This window comes from Pseudomonas soli (genome assembly GCF_021283165.2).
Lineage (GTDB): Bacteria > Pseudomonadota > Gammaproteobacteria > Pseudomonadales > Pseudomonadaceae > Aquipseudomonas > Aquipseudomonas soli.
This window is the reverse complement of the sequence record NZ_CP128543.1, coordinates 836,398-852,440: the sequence shown is the minus strand read 5'-3', so window position 1 is coordinate 852,440 and position 16,043 is coordinate 836,398. Positions and strand designations below refer to the sequence as shown.

Below are 16,043 nucleotides of genomic sequence, written 5' to 3'. Positions count from 1 at the left end.
TCCTGCTTGCGGCCCACCCCGATCGGCCGGCCTGCGCGCTGGCAGTGCTCAAGCATGGCTCAATTCTGCTGTTTGACAAGGCGGCATACTGTCTAGCCTGCGGGGTCGCGCCGACAAAGCGCGACCCCCGCCTGGGTTACAGGGTGGAAAGGAATGCGCTGTTACTGGCCTGCCACTGGCTGATATCCACGCGGATGCGCTTCTTGTCGAGCTTGCCGACGCTGGTCTTGGGAATTTCAGTAACAAGGGCGATCTGGCTGGGAATCGCCCACTTGTTGATGTGCCCCTGCTCGACGAAAGGCTTGAGGTGCTCCTTGAGCGCACGTGCATCGATACTCTGCCCCTCGCGCACCACCAGCAACGCGAACGGGCGCTCGCCCCACTGCGGATCGGGCACCCCGACCACCGCGACCTCGCGCACCGCTGGGTGGCGGCTGACCAAGTCTTCCAGGTCGAGCGACGAGATCCATTCGCCACCGGTCTTGATCACATCCTTGATGCGGTCGCGAATATCGATGAAGCCCATGCCATCGAGCGTGGCGACATCGCCAGTGTGCAGCCAGCCACCCTGCCAGAGTTCCTCGCCCTTCTCCGGCTCGCGGAAGTAGCCCATGGTCAGCCAGGGCGCACGCAGCACCAGCTCGCCTTGGGTTTCGCCATCGGCGGGCAGGAAGTTGCCATTGCCATCGACGATGGCGGCTTCGACCAAGGGCACCGGTACGCCGGCCTTGATCCGGTAGCTGGTACGTTCGTCCTCGCTTCCGGCCTGCAACTCGTCGTTCAGGTGCGCGGCGCTGATCAGCGGGCAGGTTTCAGACATGCCGTAGGCGGCGGTGAGCTGGATACCACGGGCCAGTGCGGCCTGGTACAGGGCGCGGTTGAGCGCGCTGCCGCCGATGATGATCTTCCAGCCACCGAAATCCTGGCCGGCTGCCGAGGGGCAGTTGAGCAGCATCTGCAGGATGGTCGGCACGCAGTGGGAGAAAGTCACCTTCTCCTCACGCCACAGCCTGATCAGCATGTCCGGCTCATAGCGCCCCGGATAGACCTGCTTGATCCCCATCATGGTCGCCGCGTAGGGGATGCCCCAGGCGTGCACATGGAACATCGGCGTGATCGGCATGTAGACATCGTTGCTGCTCAGCAGCCTCACGCTGTCCAGACTGCCGAGGACCGAGGTTTCGGCCAAGGTATGCAGCACCAGCTGGCGATGGGTGAAGTAGACGCCCTTGGGGTTGCCCGTGGTGCCGGTGGTGTAGAAGGTGGTGGCCACCGAGTTTTCATCGAAATCGGGGAAGTCATAATGCGGGCTCGCCGCGGCCAAAAGCTGCTCGTACTCGCCTTGCAGGCCCGGCAGGTCGGCAGACTTGTCCGGCCCATCGGTCAGCAACACGGTACCTTGCACCGTGGTCAGTTGCCCGGCGATGGCCTGGTAGAGGCCGATGAAATCACTGTTGACCAGCACGAAGCGGTCTTCGGCGTGGTTCATGGTGTAGAGGATCTGCTCCGGCGACAGGCGCACGTTGATGGTGTGCACCACGGCGCCGATCATCGGGATGGCGAACATGCACTCCAGGTAGCGGTGGCTGTCCCAGTCCATCACTGCCACGGTATCGCCGGCCTTCACCCCTGCCTCGGTCAGCACGTTGGCCAGGCGGGCGATGCGCTCGCTCAGTTGCGGGTAGGTTAGGCGGATCTGGTCGCGGTAGACGATCTCGCGGGTCTTTTCGTAACGGCCGCCGGACATCAGCAGGCGCTTGATCAGAAGTGGGTACTGGTAGGCGCCCTCGGCGGGCTGGATGATGCGCGTCTGCAACATGGGTATCCCTTTTCTTCAAAGCGGGCAGGACAGTTCAGGCAACAACTGTAGTTCGGTGACGCAGCGGTCAAATCAGCCGAAGGAATGATTTGTGCCGTGCGGGTATGAGCGCAGGCGCGACCGTTGACGAGCGGCGGCGCCGGGCCGGACACTGCGCCGAGCCCATCCTGCCCTGCCACCGGAGCCCCTGATGTCCAGCCCACGTCGCGCCGTGTTTCTCGATCACCAGTCACTGGACCTGGGTGACCTCGACCTTTCACCCTTGCATGCCCAGTTCGACACGTTGCAACTGCATGCCACGACCCACCCGGACCAGGTCGCCGAACGCCTGCAAGGTGCCGTGGCCGTCATCAGCAACAAAGTGATGCTCGATGCCGCCACGCTGGCCGCCAACCCGCAACTCAAGCTGATCCTGGTGGCCGCCACCGGCACCAACAATGTCGACCTGGCCGCCGCCCGTGCTCAGGGCGTCACCGTGAGCAACTGCCAGGGCTACGGCACGCCGTCGGTGGCCCAGCACACCCTGGCCCTGCTGCTGGCCCTGGCCACGCGCCTGTGCGACTACGACCAGGCGGTGAAGGCCGGGCAATGGGCCAAGGCCAGCCAGTTCTGCCTGCTGGATTTCCCAATCGTCGAGCTGGAGGGCAAGACCCTCGGCCTGCTCGGCCATGGCGAACTGGGCGGCGCGGTGGCGCGACTGGCCGAGGCCTTCGGCATGCGCGTGCTGAGCGGGCAGATCCCCGGCCGGCCACCCCGGGCCGATCGCCTGCCACTGCACGAATTGCTGCCACAGGTCGATGCCCTGACCCTGCACTGCCCGCTCAACGAGCAGACCCGGCACATGATCGGTGCCCGCGAGCTGGCGCTGCTCAAGCCCGGCGCGCTGGTGGTCAACACCGCCCGCGGCGGGCTGATCGACGAACAGGCCCTGGCCGACGCCCTGCGCGGCGGCCACCTGGGTGGCGCAGCTACCGATGTGCTGAGCGTCGAACCGCCGGTCAACGGCAACCCGCTGCTGGCGGCGGACATCCCCCGCCTGATCATCACCCCGCACAGTGCCTGGGGCGCGGTGGAGTCGCGCCAGCGCATCGTCGGCCAGCTGGCCGAGAACGCCCAGGCCTACTTCACCGGGCAGCCGCGGCGCGTGGTCGGCTGACCCGCCTCTGGTACACTGCGCCACTTTTTCAGGAGGCGTCGTCCATGGACCCGCGCAGTGAAGTGTTGCTCCGCCAGGCAGAGCTGTTCCAAGGCCCGCTGCTGGTCGCCGGCGCCCAGGCCGATGGCCTGCTCGGCCAGTTGCCTGGGGCCCACGGCTGGACCTGGCATGCCGGCGACCAGGCCGTGCTCGAGAGCCGCTTCGCCGGGCGCAGCCACTACGGTGTCGAAGTGCCCGAGGTAGCCTTCGACGCCGCCGTGCTGTTCCTGCCCAAGTCACGCGAGCTGGCGGCCTACCTGCTCAACGCCCTGGCCTCGCGCCTTGCCGGTCGCACGCTGTACCTGGTGGGGGAGAAACGCGGTGGCGTCGAGAGCGCGGCCAAGCAATTGCAGGCCTTCGGCCGGCCACGCAAGCTCGACAGCGCCCGCCACTGCCAGCTATGGCAGGTGACCGTGGACAACGCGCCCGAGGCCAAGCCTCTGGAAAGCCTGGCCGAACGCTTTGAACTGCCCCTCGAAGATGGCCCGCTGCAGGTGATCAGCCTGCCCGGCGTGTTCAGCCACGGGCGCCTGGACAAAGGCACGGCCCTGCTCCTGGAACACCTCGACGGCCTGCCGAGCGGTCATGTCCTGGACTTCGGCTGTGGTGCCGGGGTGCTCGGGGCCACGATCAAGCGTCGCTATCCGCAGAGCCAGGTCACCTTGCTCGATGTCGACGCCTTTGCGGTCGCGGCCAGTCGCCTGACTCTGGCCGCCAATGGTCTGGAAGGCGAGGTGATCAGCGGTGACGGGATCGATGCGGCCCCCACCGACCTGGACGTAATCCTGAGCAATCCGCCGTTCCATACCGGTGTACATACCGACTATCACGCCTCGGAAAACCTGCTGAAAAAATCCAGGGGACATCTGCGAAAAGGCGGTGAAATCCGTTTGGTAGCCAACAGTTTCCTTCGTTACCAACCGCTCATCGAAGGTGCCCTGGGCAACTGTGAGATCCGTGCCGAAGCACAAGGTTTTCGCATCTACCGCGCAACACATGGATAAAAACAGGGCTTGCCGAAAGCGATTCGTCTAGGCAGAATCCGCTCCGTCCTAGGGGAGTAGTCTCCCGCGAGCACTCAGCTCGCCCGGTACGCGTCAACACACTTGGCCCACAGGCCATGGCGCGTGCGACCCACGATCTGCGCAGACAGGTCCAGGGTTTGACAAGACCTATGACACGCACACCTTACCCGGGGCGGGGAGGTCGTACGTGTCATAGCCGTGTCGACCCGCCCCCGTAGGAATCCTGATGCTGGAATCATTGCTCGTCCCCACCGCGATCGTCGCGCTTGCCGAAATCGGCGACAAGACGCAACTGCTCGCGCTCATCCTCGCGGCCCGTTTCCGCAAGCCCTGGCCGATCATTGCCGGGATCGTCGCCGCGACGCTGGCCAACCATGCCGCCGCTGGCGCGGTCGGCGCCTGGGTCAGCAGCTTCTTCACCGAGTCGGTATTGCACTGGATCCTCGCCGCGAGCTTCACCGCCACCGCGTTGTGGACCCTGGTGCCGGACAAGATGGACGATGAAGAAACCAGCAGCGCACGACGGTTCGGGCCATTCGTGACCACGCTGATCGCGTTCTTCCTCGCCGAAATCGGCGACAAGACCCAAGTGGCGACGGTGATGCTGGCCGCCCAGTATCCGCACCTGATCATGGTGATCATCGGCACCACCCTGGGCATGCTGATCGCCAACGTGCCGGTGGTGCTGGCAGGCAACTTCGCGGCGGAGAAACTGCCGCTGACGCTGATCCGTCGCCTGGCGGCGACCGCGTTCGTGGTGCTGGCCATCGTCGCGGTGTATTCGGCGATGAAGACCAGTGGCTGGATAGGCTGACCGTAGATGCGGGCTTGCTTTCGCTCTGAAGATGCTGGGTTTTACACCTTCATCGCGGGGCAAGCCCGCTCCCACGCCTTGCATATCCCCGAAGGATTACTTCTTGGCCGCCTGATACAGCGGCATCACCTTCGGAATCGCCGCCTGCAACGAGGCGATACGGCTGCTCGAAGCCGGGTGGGTGCTCATGAACTCTGGCGGCGCGCCTTCGGACGCCTTGCTCATCTTGTTCCACAGGGTGATCGCGGCGTTCGGGTCATAGCCGGCACGGGCCGACAGTTCGAGACCGATCAGGTCGGCTTCGTTCTCGTTGGCCCGGCTGTTGGGCAAGGTCATGGCGTAGTTCACCACGGTGTCGGCCATGGCCATGCTGTCCTGCCCCAGACCGAAGATCGCGCCGGCACCCTGGCGTGCCATTTCCACGCCGTAGGCCTTGGACATCGCTTCACGGCTGTGCTCGCGCAGGGCGTGGGCGATTTCATGGCCCACCACTGCGGCGATCTCGGCGTCGGTCAGCTGCAGCTGATCGATCAGCCCGGTGTAGACGATGATCTTGCCGCCCGGGCCGCAATTGGCGTTGAGCTCGTCACTCTTGATCACGTTGACTTCCCAGTTCCACTGCGCGGCATCCGGCCGGAACTGTGGCGCCTGTGCGATCAGGCGCTTGGCGATGGCCTGCACGCGCTTGGCATCATTGCTGCTCTTGTCCAGCACGCCCTTGCTCGACGCCTCGCCGAGGGTCTGCTGGTAGGACTGGGCGTACATCTTGTTGACCTCATCGGTCGAAAGCATGCTGAACATGTATTGCTGGCGCTGGACGCCCACGGCACCACCACTGGTGGTATTGACCGCCTGGCAGCCGCCGAGCAGGACGCCGACCGTCAGCATGCTGACAACGAATGACTTACGCATGAAAACACTCCCTTTTTACGTGCCGCGTATCCTAGGCCCAGACGCCCGCCCCTGCCAGAGCCGCAGGTAAGATTTCTGACAAGGTCCTCATGCTTTGGTATTAGCCCGCCGATAACACTCGGTAACGACCTCCTTGCGCGCGGAGCTTTGCCATGAAGTTCAAGTCGATCCAGTTTTCCGTAGCCGCCCTGGCCGGTGCCATCGTGCTGAGTATTGTCGCGGCCCTGGTGCTGTACGCCGTCTACTCCGGGCAACGCACCCAGGCCCTGGTGCAACAGCGCACCCAGCAACAGTTCGAAAACGTCATCGAGCAGCGCCTCACCGCCCTGGCGCGCACCCAGGTCAGCGAGATCCAGCGCGGCCTCGAAGCTCCGTTGTCGATCGCCCGCGGCCTGGCCACTGGCAACGCCATGCTCGGCATGCAGGGAAGCGACGGCCAAGCGCTGATGAGGGTCGACCGCGAGCACCTGATCAACCAGCTCAAGCGCACCGTGGAGGTCAATCCAAGCGTGCTCGGCGCTTACCTTGGCTGGGAGCCAAACGCCCTCGACCATGCCGATGCCCGCTACGTCGGCAGCAGCCTGGTGGGTATCGACAGCGCCAACGGCCGCTTCCTGCCCTGGTGGTTCCGCAATGGCGATGGCAGCCTTGGCCAGGACAAGCTGGCCGATGTCGACGACCGCACAGTCCTCGCCACCGGCGTGCGCGCCAGCGAGTACTACCTGTGCCCCAAGGAGTCGAAGAAGGCCTGCGTGATCGACCCCGCGCCTTATAAAGTGGGCGACAAGATGGTCATGCTGGCGTCGTTCGTCGAACCGATCATGGTCGATGGCCAGTTCCAGGGCATGGCCGGTGCCGACCTGTCGGTGAACTTCATCCAGGACCTGCTCAATGCCGCCGATCGCCAGCTGTACGACGGCGCCGGCGAGCTGGCGCTGGTTTCCAGCAACGGCCGCCTGGTGGCCTATACCCGTGATCCGGCGAAATTCGGCGAGAAGGCCAGCGATGTGCTGGACAGCGACGAAGCCAGCACCCTCAACAGCCTGAGCGGCGAAACCCTGCACTACGAAGTGGACGCCGGCAAGGATCGCATCGAGCTGTACCTGCCGTTCAAGGTCGCCAACACCGATGCCCGCTGGACACTGCTGCTGGAACTGCCGCTGAGCGCCGTGATGGCTGAGGTCAACCAGCTGCAGAAGGATCTGGCCGAACAGCGTCGTACCGATATCACGGGCATGACCCTCGTTGGCCTCGGCATCGCCGCCCTTGGCCTGCTGGTGATCTGGTTGCTGGCCCTGGGCATCGCCCGCCCGCTCAAGCAGATGGTGGCGATGCTCGACGACATCGCCCAGGGCGAAGGCGACCTGACCCGTCGCCTGCACAGCGACCGCGCCGACGAGCTGGGTGCCATCGCCAAGGGCTTCAATACCTTCCTGGCCAAGTTGCAGGCCATGATCAGCCAGGTAGTGGGTTCGGTGCAGAAGGTCAGCGATTCGTCCGAGCACACCGCCGACATCGCCATCCGAACCAACCAGGGCGTGCACAAGCAGATGGCCGAGATCGACCAGGTGGCCACCGCCGTGCATGAAATGACCGCTACCGCCCAGGATGTCGCGCGCAACGCCACGCAAGCCGCCCAGGCCGCCAGCGCGGCCGACCGCGCCGCCAACCAGGGCCTGGAAATCGTGCGCGACACTTCCAGCGCCATCAGCGCCCTGGCCAGCGAGATCGGCCGCGCAGTCACCGTGGTCCAGGACCTGGCCCGCGACAGCGAAAACATCAATGCGATCCTCGTGGCCATCCGCGCCATTGCCGAGCAGACCAACCTGCTGGCGCTCAACGCCGCCATCGAGGCCGCCCGCGCCGGCGAGCAGGGCCGTGGCTTCGCCGTGGTCGCCGACGAGGTGCGCAACCTGGCGCAGAAGACCCAGCAGGCCACCGAAGAAATCCAGCAGATGATCCAGCAACTGCAGCAGGGCACCCGCGAAGTGGTCAAGGTGATGGAAGACAGCCAGGGCAAGACCGACGACAGCGTGCTGCAGGCCAGCCGCGCTGCCGAGGCGCTGGAAAGCATCACCCAGGCGGTGTCGGTGATCAACGACATGAACACCCAGATCGCCAGTGCCGCCGAGGAACAGAGTGCCGTGGCCGAGGACATCAACCGCAACGTGATCAACATCGGCCAGGTGGCCGGCGAAGTGGCGGGCGGTGCCGACGAGTCGAGCCAGGCCAGCGCCGAGCTGACCAAGCTGGCGGAGCAGCAGCGCCGCCTGATCAATCAATTCAGGGTCTGAGCTTTAAGCCGCAAGTGTATAGCGACAAGTCAAAGCCGAGCACGAACCGCTTTGACTTGCCGCTTGCAACTCACAGCTTACGCCGTCAGGCGGGGGTCAGGCACTCCGGCCCATCGAGCTTCGGATCGTTGACGAAATGTGCCAGCGCCCGCTCACGCAGTGCCGTCGGCGGCTTGGCCAGCAGCTCGTGCAGTTTTGCCATCGGCGTGCCGGGGTCCAGCCACAGCGCCTGCTCGGCCTCGTCCATAATCAGCGGCCGACGCTGGTTCATCGCCGCTTGCGTGACCACCGCACAACTCAGCCACTCTTGTTCCTGCACCGGGTAGATCTCCCACACCGCGGCGAAGAACAACGACGCGCCCTCCCCCGGCGTTACCCAGTACGGGCGCTTGCGCGCCGTGCCGCGCCATTCGTAGAAGCCGTTGGCGGGCATCAGGCAACGGCGCTGGCGCAGGGGTTCGCGGAACATCGGCTGCTCGGCCAGGGTTTCGGCACGGGCCTGTGCCGGTGTGCGGGAAAGGTCGGTGAGCCAGGCCGGGGTCAGCCCCCAACGAGCGCTGGCCAGCTGCAGCTGGCCGTCGACCTGGCGCTGAATCAGTACCGAGGCGCCGGGCGCAATATTCCATTGGGCCTTCTGGCCCGGGGGGAAGCCCGGCAGGCCGGCGAAGCTCTGGGACCAGCGAAACAGGGCGTAGCGTCCACACATGGGCGAAATCAAAACCTAGCAGATCAGGGTTCCGGGATAACTCTCCGGTTCGTCACCGGCAAGCGGCTGGGCGGCATTGTACTCATCGATCAGCTGCCGTGCGTACCCGGCCTGCTCGTCGGGCACCGCCAGACCGAGCAAGCCGTGCATCGGCAACTCGCCCACGGCGCCCATCAGGTCGCGCCCGACCAGGTGCACCTCGATGCCTTCGCTGGCCAGCATGCCCACCAGTACCTGGGCCTCCAGCAGGCTTTCCGGTTCATAGATTCGCCGCATCAGTCGTTCTCACCGTAGACATCGAGCATCCACTCCTCACCATGGACCTGCAGCACGAAGCGAATGGGCTTGCAGCACACCTGGCAGTCCTCGATGTATTCCTGGTCGCCGCCGGACAAGTCCACCGTGGTTTCGACTTCCTCGCCACAGTAAGGGCAATCGTAGATCGCAGTTTCCAGCATCGCGGCCTCCGGAGTGACTTGTGCGTATAATTGCCGGTCTGTTTACAGGGCCTGTGTGCGTCCGAGCCGTTTTTCGGAGCCCGCCCCTACCTAATTACCCTAGCCGTTTCCAACAAGAGAGCATGATGGGCGAATTCGATGCCATCCGACCGTACGACGACGCTGAGGTCCCTGCTGTGCTGGCACGCCTGCTCAGCGACCCGGCATTCCTCGATATCCTCACCCACTTCCGCTTTCCGCGCGCGGCGGGTGCCTTCGGCTGGCTGCTCAAACCACTGATCGCCCGGCGCCTGCGCAAGGAATTTGCCGGCGTGACCTGCGTATCCACGCTGCAGGACAAGGTCGAGTACTACGTCGACCGCACCATCGACCGCGCCACCGACGGCGTCACCTACAGCGGCGTCGAACAGCTCAAGTCCGGTACCGCCTACCTGTTCCTGGCCAACCACCGTGACATCGTGATGGACCCGGCCTTCGTCAACTATGCGGTGTACCACGCCGGCCTGCCGACACCGCGCATCGCCATCGGCGATAACCTGCTGCAAAAGCCGTTCGTCAGCGACATGATGCGCCTGAACAAGAGTTTCATCGTGCACCGTTCGATCAGCGGCCGCCGCGAGAAACTGGCCGCCTATCAACTGCTCTCGGCCTACATCAACCATTCGATCCGCAACGATGGCGCGTCGATCTGGATCGCCCAGGCCGAAGGCCGCGCTAAGGACGGTGACGACCGCACCGATTCGGCGATCCTGAAAATGTTCCACATGAGCCGCAAGGACGAACCGTTCGGCGCGGTGATCCAGAGCCTGAACCTGATCCCCGTGTCGATCAGCTACGAGTACGACCCCTGCGACCAGGCCAAGGCCCGCGAGCTGTACATCCGCGCCACCACCGGCACCTACAAGAAGGCACCCGGCGAGGACGACAACAGCATCGCCCAGGGCATCACCGGCTACAAAGGGCGGGTTCACATCAACTTCGCCCCTCCGGTGACCGAGTACCACGAGGACACCAAGCAGCTGGCGCAGGCCATCGACCGGCAGATCCTTGGCGGCTACCGGCTGTTCCCGGTGCATTACCTGGCCTATGCGATGTGGGCGGAGAAAGATGCGGCACTCGAAGTGCCGAGCGCGGAAAAACTGTTCCCCGCCGATGAACTGGCCAAGGCCAAGGAAGAATGGCAGCGCCGGCTGGATGCCTGCCCGGTCGAGCAGCAGCCGTACCTGGTGCAGCAGTACGCGACGCCGGTGCGCAATCAGTATCAGGTGAAGCGTCAGCCCACTTCAGCCTGACAACACACCTGTAGGAGCGGCTTTAGCCGCGATCACCCGCAAAGCGGGTGCCAGGCACCGCGTTGCCTGGATCGCGGCTGAAGCCGCTCCTACAGGGTCGACATCAGCGATTCAGATCCAGGTACTGAACCAGGACAGCAGCAACGCCATCGCCAGGCAGCAGAAGCCGAGGATGTAGTAATAGCGCGGCACCCGCTGCTCGAGCACGTCCACCACCCCTTCATCCATCGCCAGGCTTTCCCTCGCAAGCGCCTCGCGGCGCCGGGCGCCGTGCAGCAGCAAGCCGCCCGGGCAAGTGATCAGCAAAGCCAGCAGATTGATCAGCTTGGCCGGATGGGCGGCCAGGAAGCCCCAGAGCACTTGCAACGACATTACGCGACCTCGGTATCACATGTGGCAAAGCCCGGCATTCTACCCAAGCCCACATCGACCACCGCCACTTTGCGACCAGCTGTCATCTAATTTCACCTGTCACACGCTCGTCATCAAGACAGGCCACCCTGTCGGCCTTCAACTGACCGGAGCTTGTCATGCTGCACGCCGAAAACCAGGACCGCCTCTACCTCGTGGCCCAGAGCGACGAACAACAGGCGCTGATCGACAGCTTCGCGATCAACGTCCAGGACCGTCAGTGGCTGGTGTATTGCGCCCTGGGCGGGCATGCCCATGACGACCTGCCGGAGATCGACCCGCACACGGGCATCAGCCTTCTGGACTTTCACGTCCAGGCCGCCTGACTGGCCCTAGTGTGGTGTTTTGCAAATACGACCAATAACTCGCGAGTGATTTTTGCGCTCAGGCAAGGCGTCGCGACGAGTCGTAGCCCAGCTACGGCGAGGAGCGACAACGCCGCATGAGCGCAAAAAGCACCGCGAGTTATGGTCGTTATTTGTGAAACACAACACTAGAGACAGCCATGAAAAAGCCCGCTGCCTGATCCCAGGCAGCGGGCTTTTTGACGCGGTATCGGCGTGCTTACTCGCCCAGTACCTGACCGACGGTCGGGTCCTTGAACAGGCGGGTCAGGGCATCGCTGAGCACGTCGCTCACCAGCTTGGTGTTGGTTTCCTGGTTCGGCGCCATGCCGAACCGCTGGTCCAGCGACGCACCATAACGGCCGCTGTAGCGACGGTTGGCGTTCGACACATCAGCGCGGAAGGTGGCACCGATGGTCGCCTCGGTCACGTACATCTTGTCCTTGGGCGACTGGTACTTGAGCTCGGCCAGGGTCACGGTCAACTGCGGGGCATTGCCGGCATTCGGCGTCGGGGTGAAGCCCAGCAGGCGCACCGCCGCTTCGGCCTGGGCCTGCAGCTTGGGCACCACGTCATTGCCATTGACGGTGATGGTGCTGGTCTCGGGGTACATGCCACCACGGGTGCCGAGCGACTGCGAGGCGCGCCCATCGACGACCCTGACCACCACCGGCTGGCCGTGGCCGACCGGGGCCAATTGCTGGGTGAGCTTGGGTTGCGGGCTGAGTTGCTGCGGGCTGTGGGCACAACCGGCCAGGCTCAGGCTGGCCACCGCGAACAAACCGACCAACAGACGTTGCAACATGCGCATTTCTCCAGAAAAAGCGGCAAAGGCCCACAGTATACCTAGCGCGCCACACGCCAGCCATCGCCCGGCCCGCTTGTCACAATCGTTTCATGCCCCTGCGTTTATCCTTGCGTCAGCCCTCCCTCACAGGACACCACGTCATGGCCTCGCTCTGGACCCTGCTCTTCCACCGCCCGCGCCACGCCACCTACGCCCGCCTCGACAGCGATGGCACCTGCCTGGCCTTCAAGCACTGCGCCACACCGCCGGGCAACGGCACCTGGGTGCAGGTCAGCGAAGCGCGACTGGCCTGGCTGGGCCGCCCGCTGCCGGCCAGCGCCCGGGTTTGCCAGGGTGCAATGCGCCTTTGGCAGCAACGCACCCTCGCAGCCTGACAAACGCTGCAATAAAAACCAACAAGTACGCCCTTTCCGCCCGCGACATCGTTATAATCTCCCCCCGATTATAAGGACGTCTCCTGATCGGGCCCCGCATTCGCCGCTTCAACCCGGCACCCTCGACGCTTCGCCCACAGAGAGCCTTCCACTCAGGTCTTGCATTGGCTGTCGTGCCTGCTGTTTTCGGCCGTCCGCTGCGCATGAACCTGCGGGTTGCCATCGCGCAGTCCACTTTTGAGGTTCACGACTCCAAAAGAGCGTGAAAAAACGGTTTTTCACAACTTCACGAGAGTGTGGCGAGCAAATGAACAGTCTGGCATGTGCAAGAGCGGCAGATGTGTACCGAACAGCCCTGAACAGACGGCAAGAGCGCTCATCCCTGATGAACGCCTGAGGCCGGTCCATAACGCACGACGGACCACTTGACCATAAGTCGAATTGCCGCACCCGTGGCAATGGGCGTTCAATAGCCGAACACCCAAGACTGATTGGCGGTGTCCGCGGAAGTTGCAAGAACTGCGAAGAGTCGGACATGGCGATCCTGGCCAACCCAGGGATCCTATGCTGTCAATTAGGTGCTGTAGATTGTGGAGACGCGTTAATGGCGCAGAACGAATCGGTTGATGTGGTACTGGTAGGCGCGGGCATCATGAGTGCCACCCTGGCCGTACTGCTCAAGGAGCTCGACCCGACCCTGAAGCTAGAGGTCGTCGAGGCGATGGACTCCGGAGCCGCGGAGAGTTCCAACCCCTGGAACAACGCCGGTACCGGCCATGCCGGCCTGTGCGAGCTCAATTACACCCCGCAGGCCGCCGATGGCAGCATCGACATCAAGAAGGCCGTGCACATCAACACCCAGTTCGAGGTTTCGCGCCAGTTCTGGGCCTACCTGAGCCGCAAAGGCAACTTCGGCTCGCCGCGCGCCTTCATCAACCCGGTGCCGCACCTGAGCTACGTCGAAGGTGACAAGGGCGTCTCGTTCCTCAAGAAGCGTTTCGAGCTGCTCAAGCAGCACCACGCCTTCGCCGAGATGGAATACACCGAAGACAAGGCGGTGATGAAGGACTGGATGCCGCTGATGATGCCAGGCCGCCCGGCCGACCAGCACATCGCTGCCACCCGCGTGATGAAAGGCACCGACGTCAACTTCGGTGCCCTCACCAACAAGCTCCTCAAGCTGCTTGGCGACTCGCCCGATGCCCAGGTCAAGTACAGCAAGAAGGTCGTCGGCCTGCGCCGCAACGGCAGCGGCTGGACCGTGAGCATCAAGGACGTCAACAGCGGCGGCAGCCGTGAAGTGGACGCCCGCTTCGTCTTCCTCGGTGCCGGTGGCGCCGCCCTGCCCCTGCTGCAGGTGTCCGGCATCCCGGAAAGCAAGGGCTTCGGCGGCTTCCCGGTCAGCGGCCAGTGGCTGCGTTGCGACAACCCGGAGATCGTCAAGCAGCACCAGGCCAAGGTCTATAGCCAGGCCGCGGTCGGCGCCCCGCCGATGTCGGTACCACACCTGGACACCCGCGTGGTCGACGGCAAGAAATCACTGCTGTTCGGGCCATACGCCGGCTTCACCACCAAGTTCCTCAAGCACGGCTCCTTCATGGACCTGCCGCTGTCGGTGCGCATGGGCAACATCGGCCCGATGCTGGCCGTAGCCCGTGACAACATGGACCTGACCAAGTACCTGGTCAGCGAAGTGATGCAGTCGATGGAGCAGCGCCTGGAATCGCTGCGCCGCTTCTACCCGGAGGCGAAAGCCGAGGACTGGCGCCTGGAAGTGGCCGGCCAGCGCGTGCAAATCATCAAGAAGGATCCGAAGAAAGGCGGCATCCTGCAGTTCGGCACCGAGCTGGTCTCGGCCGAAGACGGCAGCCTGGCTGCCCTGCTGGGCGCATCGCCGGGCGCATCGGTGACCGTGTCGATCATGCTCGAGCTGATCGAGCGCTGCTTCCCAGAGCAGGCCAAGGGCGCCTGGGCCGCCAAGCTCAAGGAAATCTTCCCCGCCCGTGAGAAGACCCTGGCCACCGACGCGGCCCTATACCACAAGATCAGCGCTGAAAACGATGTGGCGCTGGAGCTGGTGGAAAGCAGCCCGGCCAAGCATTACGCCTGATCCGGCTGAAACGAAAAAACGCCCCCCCGGGGCGTTTTTTTTGCCTGGGCCGAGCCCGCAAAGCGGGGCAGCCAGATCAGCCGCGAGCTTTTTCGATGATCTCGATGTACTCCGGCGCATTGCGCTGGTCGGCTATGGCCTCGGCGAAGGTCTTGCCATGTTCGTCCTTGCCATCCAGATCGTAGCCGGCCGACACGAAGAAACCGACGTAACGCTCGAAGTCGTCGACGCGCAAACCACGGTAGCCTTTGATCAGCTTGTGATGCGAAGGCGAGGTCAGGCCATCGGCCGGTTCGAACTGCAGGAACGTCTTGATGTACTCGTCGCTGATCTCGTCACCAATCACTTGTTTCTTGTCTTTACGCATCGCCGACTCCAACTGGACCATCACGGACATTTTCGAAGGCCGGCAGTGTACCCCCCGGCGACGGCGAGTCTCAACGCGTACGTACGGTACCGGTGTGCAGGTCGGCCCAGATATGGCCGTTGGCATAGGTGAGGAACTGTACGTAGAGCGTCTCGTTACGCAGCAGGTCGATGATCACCCGATAGTCGGCCAACGGATAGTTGAGCGTCAGCGTGCGGGCCTTGTCGTCGTACACCGGTTTCTTCAGGCTCTTGCCGCCCTCGCCGTCGAAATTGAGCAAGACCTGGCCAATGGTCGAGCCCTTGCTCAGCGGCTTGCCCTTCAGGCGCACCTGCAAGGAAGAGGTGATCGGGATCGGCTGCTGGTCGGACTGGCGCTGGGTGCCGACCACCACGCTGTAGTCGGTGACCTGCAGCAGTTGCTGGCTGACCGGTGCTTCCTGGCGCAGTGAGAGGTCGTCGGGCGGGAGGAACTGGCTGTGCAGCGGCGCGGCGGCAAGCGGCAGGCTCACCGCCAGCAGGAGGGGGACGATCGCACGCATGTGGGGCTCCTTGGCATGAGCAGGCACTCTACGCACAGGCCCTGTCGCGGAGCAAGCCCGGTCCTGAGGTGAGGGCGCGGGCTCAAGATTGGCGCAAGCTCAATCGAACTGCGCGCGCATCCAGGCGTGATACTCGGCAACGGCCGCTTCACCTTCACGCGGCGCCCAATGAGCGTGCTCCCCCTCGCCCACCGGCCGGTACGGCCCGGCCTTGCACTCGAACATGACGCTGTCGGCCTCGAGCACCACCAGGCCATGGTAGGTGCCAGGCACCAGGTCGACCCCAAGACACTCGCCGCCCGCTTGCAGCACACGTTTGTCGGTGACCTGTCCCAGGTCATCGAAAATCAGCAAACCCAAGCGCCCTTTCAGGACGATCAAGACCTCGGCCTTGTCGTCACTCAGGTGCCTGTGCGGCGGGATATAGGTAGCTGGCTGCAAGCCCACCGCCATGCGGTGGCAGGGCTCTTCCATCTGGTGGAAGTTGTGGTGCTGGCGGCCACGCGGACTCTCGGCGGCCTTTTGTGCCAGCCCGACGAACAACGACTGATCGAGGAACGCAGGCTGGCGCAT

At 64.0% G+C, this 16,043-nt stretch carries 18 protein-coding genes, 1 pseudogene and 1 riboswitch; of the genes and pseudogenes, 9 read left to right on the top strand and 10 right to left on the bottom strand.

Annotation, left to right across the window (positions count from 1 at the left end):
• Window positions 1-136: 136 nt before the first annotated feature.
• A complete protein-coding gene (locus LU688_RS03835) occupies window positions 137-1,819 on the bottom strand; it encodes a fatty acid--CoA ligase (RefSeq protein ID WP_023630621.1) in 1,683 nt (560 codons plus the stop codon).
• 190 nt (window positions 1,820-2,009) lie between these two features.
• Between LU688_RS03835 and LU688_RS03830 the strand changes: the two genes are divergently transcribed.
• The 3 genes from LU688_RS03830 to LU688_RS03820 all read left to right on the top strand — a co-directional run bounded on the left by LU688_RS03830 (window position 2,010) and on the right by LU688_RS03820 (window position 4,853).
• The gene (locus tag LU688_RS03830) at window positions 2,010-2,975 is read left to right on the top strand and encodes a 2-hydroxyacid dehydrogenase (protein ID WP_160291176.1); all 966 of its coding nucleotides are present in this window, start codon (window positions 2,010-2,012) and stop codon (window positions 2,973-2,975) included.
• Between the two features lie 44 nt (window positions 2,976-3,019).
• Window positions 3,020-4,018, top strand: a complete 999-nt coding sequence (locus LU688_RS03825; protein WP_160291177.1) for a methyltransferase — start codon at window positions 3,020-3,022, stop codon at window positions 4,016-4,018.
• Window positions 4,019-4,056: 38 nt separating this feature from the next.
• Window positions 4,057-4,178, top strand: a riboswitch (yybP-ykoY riboswitch).
• Between the two features lie 90 nt (window positions 4,179-4,268).
• Window positions 4,269-4,853, top strand: a complete 585-nt coding sequence (locus tag LU688_RS03820) for a TMEM165/GDT1 family protein (protein ID WP_177182881.1) — start codon at window positions 4,269-4,271, stop codon at window positions 4,851-4,853.
• A 96-nt stretch (window positions 4,854-4,949) separates the two neighbouring features.
• Here the strand turns inward: LU688_RS03820 and LU688_RS03815 are convergent, their stop codons facing one another.
• Window positions 4,950-5,765 (bottom strand): M48 family metallopeptidase, encoded by an 816-nt coding sequence (locus LU688_RS03815; RefSeq protein WP_023631454.1) that lies wholly within the window; start codon window positions 5,763-5,765, stop codon window positions 4,950-4,952.
• 152 nt (window positions 5,766-5,917) lie between these two features.
• Between LU688_RS03815 and LU688_RS27850 the strand changes: the two are divergent.
• Window positions 5,918-7,204 (top strand): annotated as a pseudogene (locus LU688_RS27850) (methyl-accepting chemotaxis protein); the annotation flags it as partial.
• A 12-nt stretch (window positions 7,205-7,216) separates the two neighbouring features.
• Complete coding sequence (locus LU688_RS27845) at window positions 7,217-8,059, top strand: methyl-accepting chemotaxis protein (protein ID WP_371919247.1); 843 nt, start codon at window positions 7,217-7,219, stop codon at window positions 8,057-8,059.
• Between the two features lie 85 nt (window positions 8,060-8,144).
• Here LU688_RS27845 and LU688_RS03805 read toward each other — a convergent pair whose 3' ends face one another.
• Genes LU688_RS03805 through LU688_RS03795 form a run of 3 tightly spaced genes read right to left on the bottom strand, consistent with a single transcriptional unit; the run spans window position 8,145 to window position 9,223 of the window.
• Window positions 8,145-8,765, bottom strand: a complete 621-nt coding sequence (locus LU688_RS03805; protein WP_094010290.1) for an SOS response-associated peptidase — start codon at window positions 8,763-8,765, stop codon at window positions 8,145-8,147.
• Window positions 8,766-8,780: 15 nt separating this feature from the next.
• Entirely contained in the window at window positions 8,781-9,041 is a 261-nt protein-coding gene (locus LU688_RS03800) for a putative signal transducing protein (protein WP_023630964.1), read from the bottom strand.
• Complete coding sequence (locus LU688_RS03795) at window positions 9,041-9,223, bottom strand: CPXCG motif-containing cysteine-rich protein (RefSeq protein ID WP_010225771.1); 183 nt, start codon at window positions 9,221-9,223, stop codon at window positions 9,041-9,043. The genes LU688_RS03800 and LU688_RS03795 overlap by 1 nt, the downstream gene beginning before the upstream one ends.
• A gap of 125 nt (window positions 9,224-9,348) precedes the next feature.
• On the opposite strand from LU688_RS03795, the gene LU688_RS03790 reads away from it, so the two are divergent.
• Complete coding sequence (locus tag LU688_RS03790; RefSeq protein WP_023630963.1) at window positions 9,349-10,515, top strand: 1-acyl-sn-glycerol-3-phosphate acyltransferase; 1,167 nt, start codon at window positions 9,349-9,351, stop codon at window positions 10,513-10,515.
• Between the two features lie 111 nt (window positions 10,516-10,626).
• On the opposite strand, the gene LU688_RS03785 is transcribed toward LU688_RS03790, so the two are convergent.
• Window positions 10,627-10,887: a hypothetical protein gene (locus tag LU688_RS03785; protein ID WP_023630962.1), complete on the bottom strand. Its 261-nt coding sequence runs from the start codon at window positions 10,885-10,887 to the stop codon at window positions 10,627-10,629.
• Window positions 10,888-11,045: 158 nt separating this feature from the next.
• Here LU688_RS03785 and LU688_RS03780 point away from each other — a divergent pair, with 158 nt between their 5' ends.
• Entirely contained in the window at window positions 11,046-11,252 is a 207-nt protein-coding gene (locus tag LU688_RS03780; RefSeq protein WP_031315277.1) for a hypothetical protein, read from the top strand.
• Window positions 11,253-11,490: 238 nt separating this feature from the next.
• Here LU688_RS03780 and LU688_RS03775 read toward each other — a convergent pair whose 3' ends face one another.
• Window positions 11,491-12,075: a YajG family lipoprotein gene (locus tag LU688_RS03775; RefSeq protein WP_023630961.1), complete on the bottom strand. Its 585-nt coding sequence runs from the start codon at window positions 12,073-12,075 to the stop codon at window positions 11,491-11,493.
• Window positions 12,076-12,218: 143 nt separating this feature from the next.
• Between LU688_RS03775 and LU688_RS03770 the strand changes: the two genes are divergently transcribed.
• Both LU688_RS03770 and mqo read left to right on the top strand, forming a co-directional pair.
• Complete coding sequence (locus LU688_RS03770; protein ID WP_094010291.1) at window positions 12,219-12,452, top strand: hypothetical protein; 234 nt, start codon at window positions 12,219-12,221, stop codon at window positions 12,450-12,452.
• A gap of 604 nt (window positions 12,453-13,056) precedes the next feature.
• Entirely contained in the window at window positions 13,057-14,562 is a 1,506-nt protein-coding gene (mqo, locus tag LU688_RS03765; protein WP_023630753.1) for a malate dehydrogenase (quinone), read from the top strand.
• Window positions 14,563-14,638: 76 nt separating this feature from the next.
• Here the strand turns inward: mqo and LU688_RS03760 are convergent, their stop codons facing one another.
• The 3 genes from LU688_RS03760 to LU688_RS03750 all read right to left on the bottom strand — a co-directional run bounded on the left by LU688_RS03760 (window position 14,639) and on the right by LU688_RS03750 (window position 16,043).
• A complete protein-coding gene (locus LU688_RS03760) occupies window positions 14,639-14,929 on the bottom strand; it encodes a PA4642 family protein (protein ID WP_023630752.1) in 291 nt (96 codons plus the stop codon).
• Between the two features lie 70 nt (window positions 14,930-14,999).
• Window positions 15,000-15,470: a hypothetical protein gene (locus tag LU688_RS03755; protein WP_023630751.1), complete on the bottom strand. Its 471-nt coding sequence runs from the start codon at window positions 15,468-15,470 to the stop codon at window positions 15,000-15,002.
• A gap of 99 nt (window positions 15,471-15,569) precedes the next feature.
• A complete protein-coding gene (locus LU688_RS03750) occupies window positions 15,570-16,043 on the bottom strand; it encodes a WbuC family cupin fold metalloprotein (RefSeq protein WP_023630750.1) in 474 nt (157 codons plus the stop codon).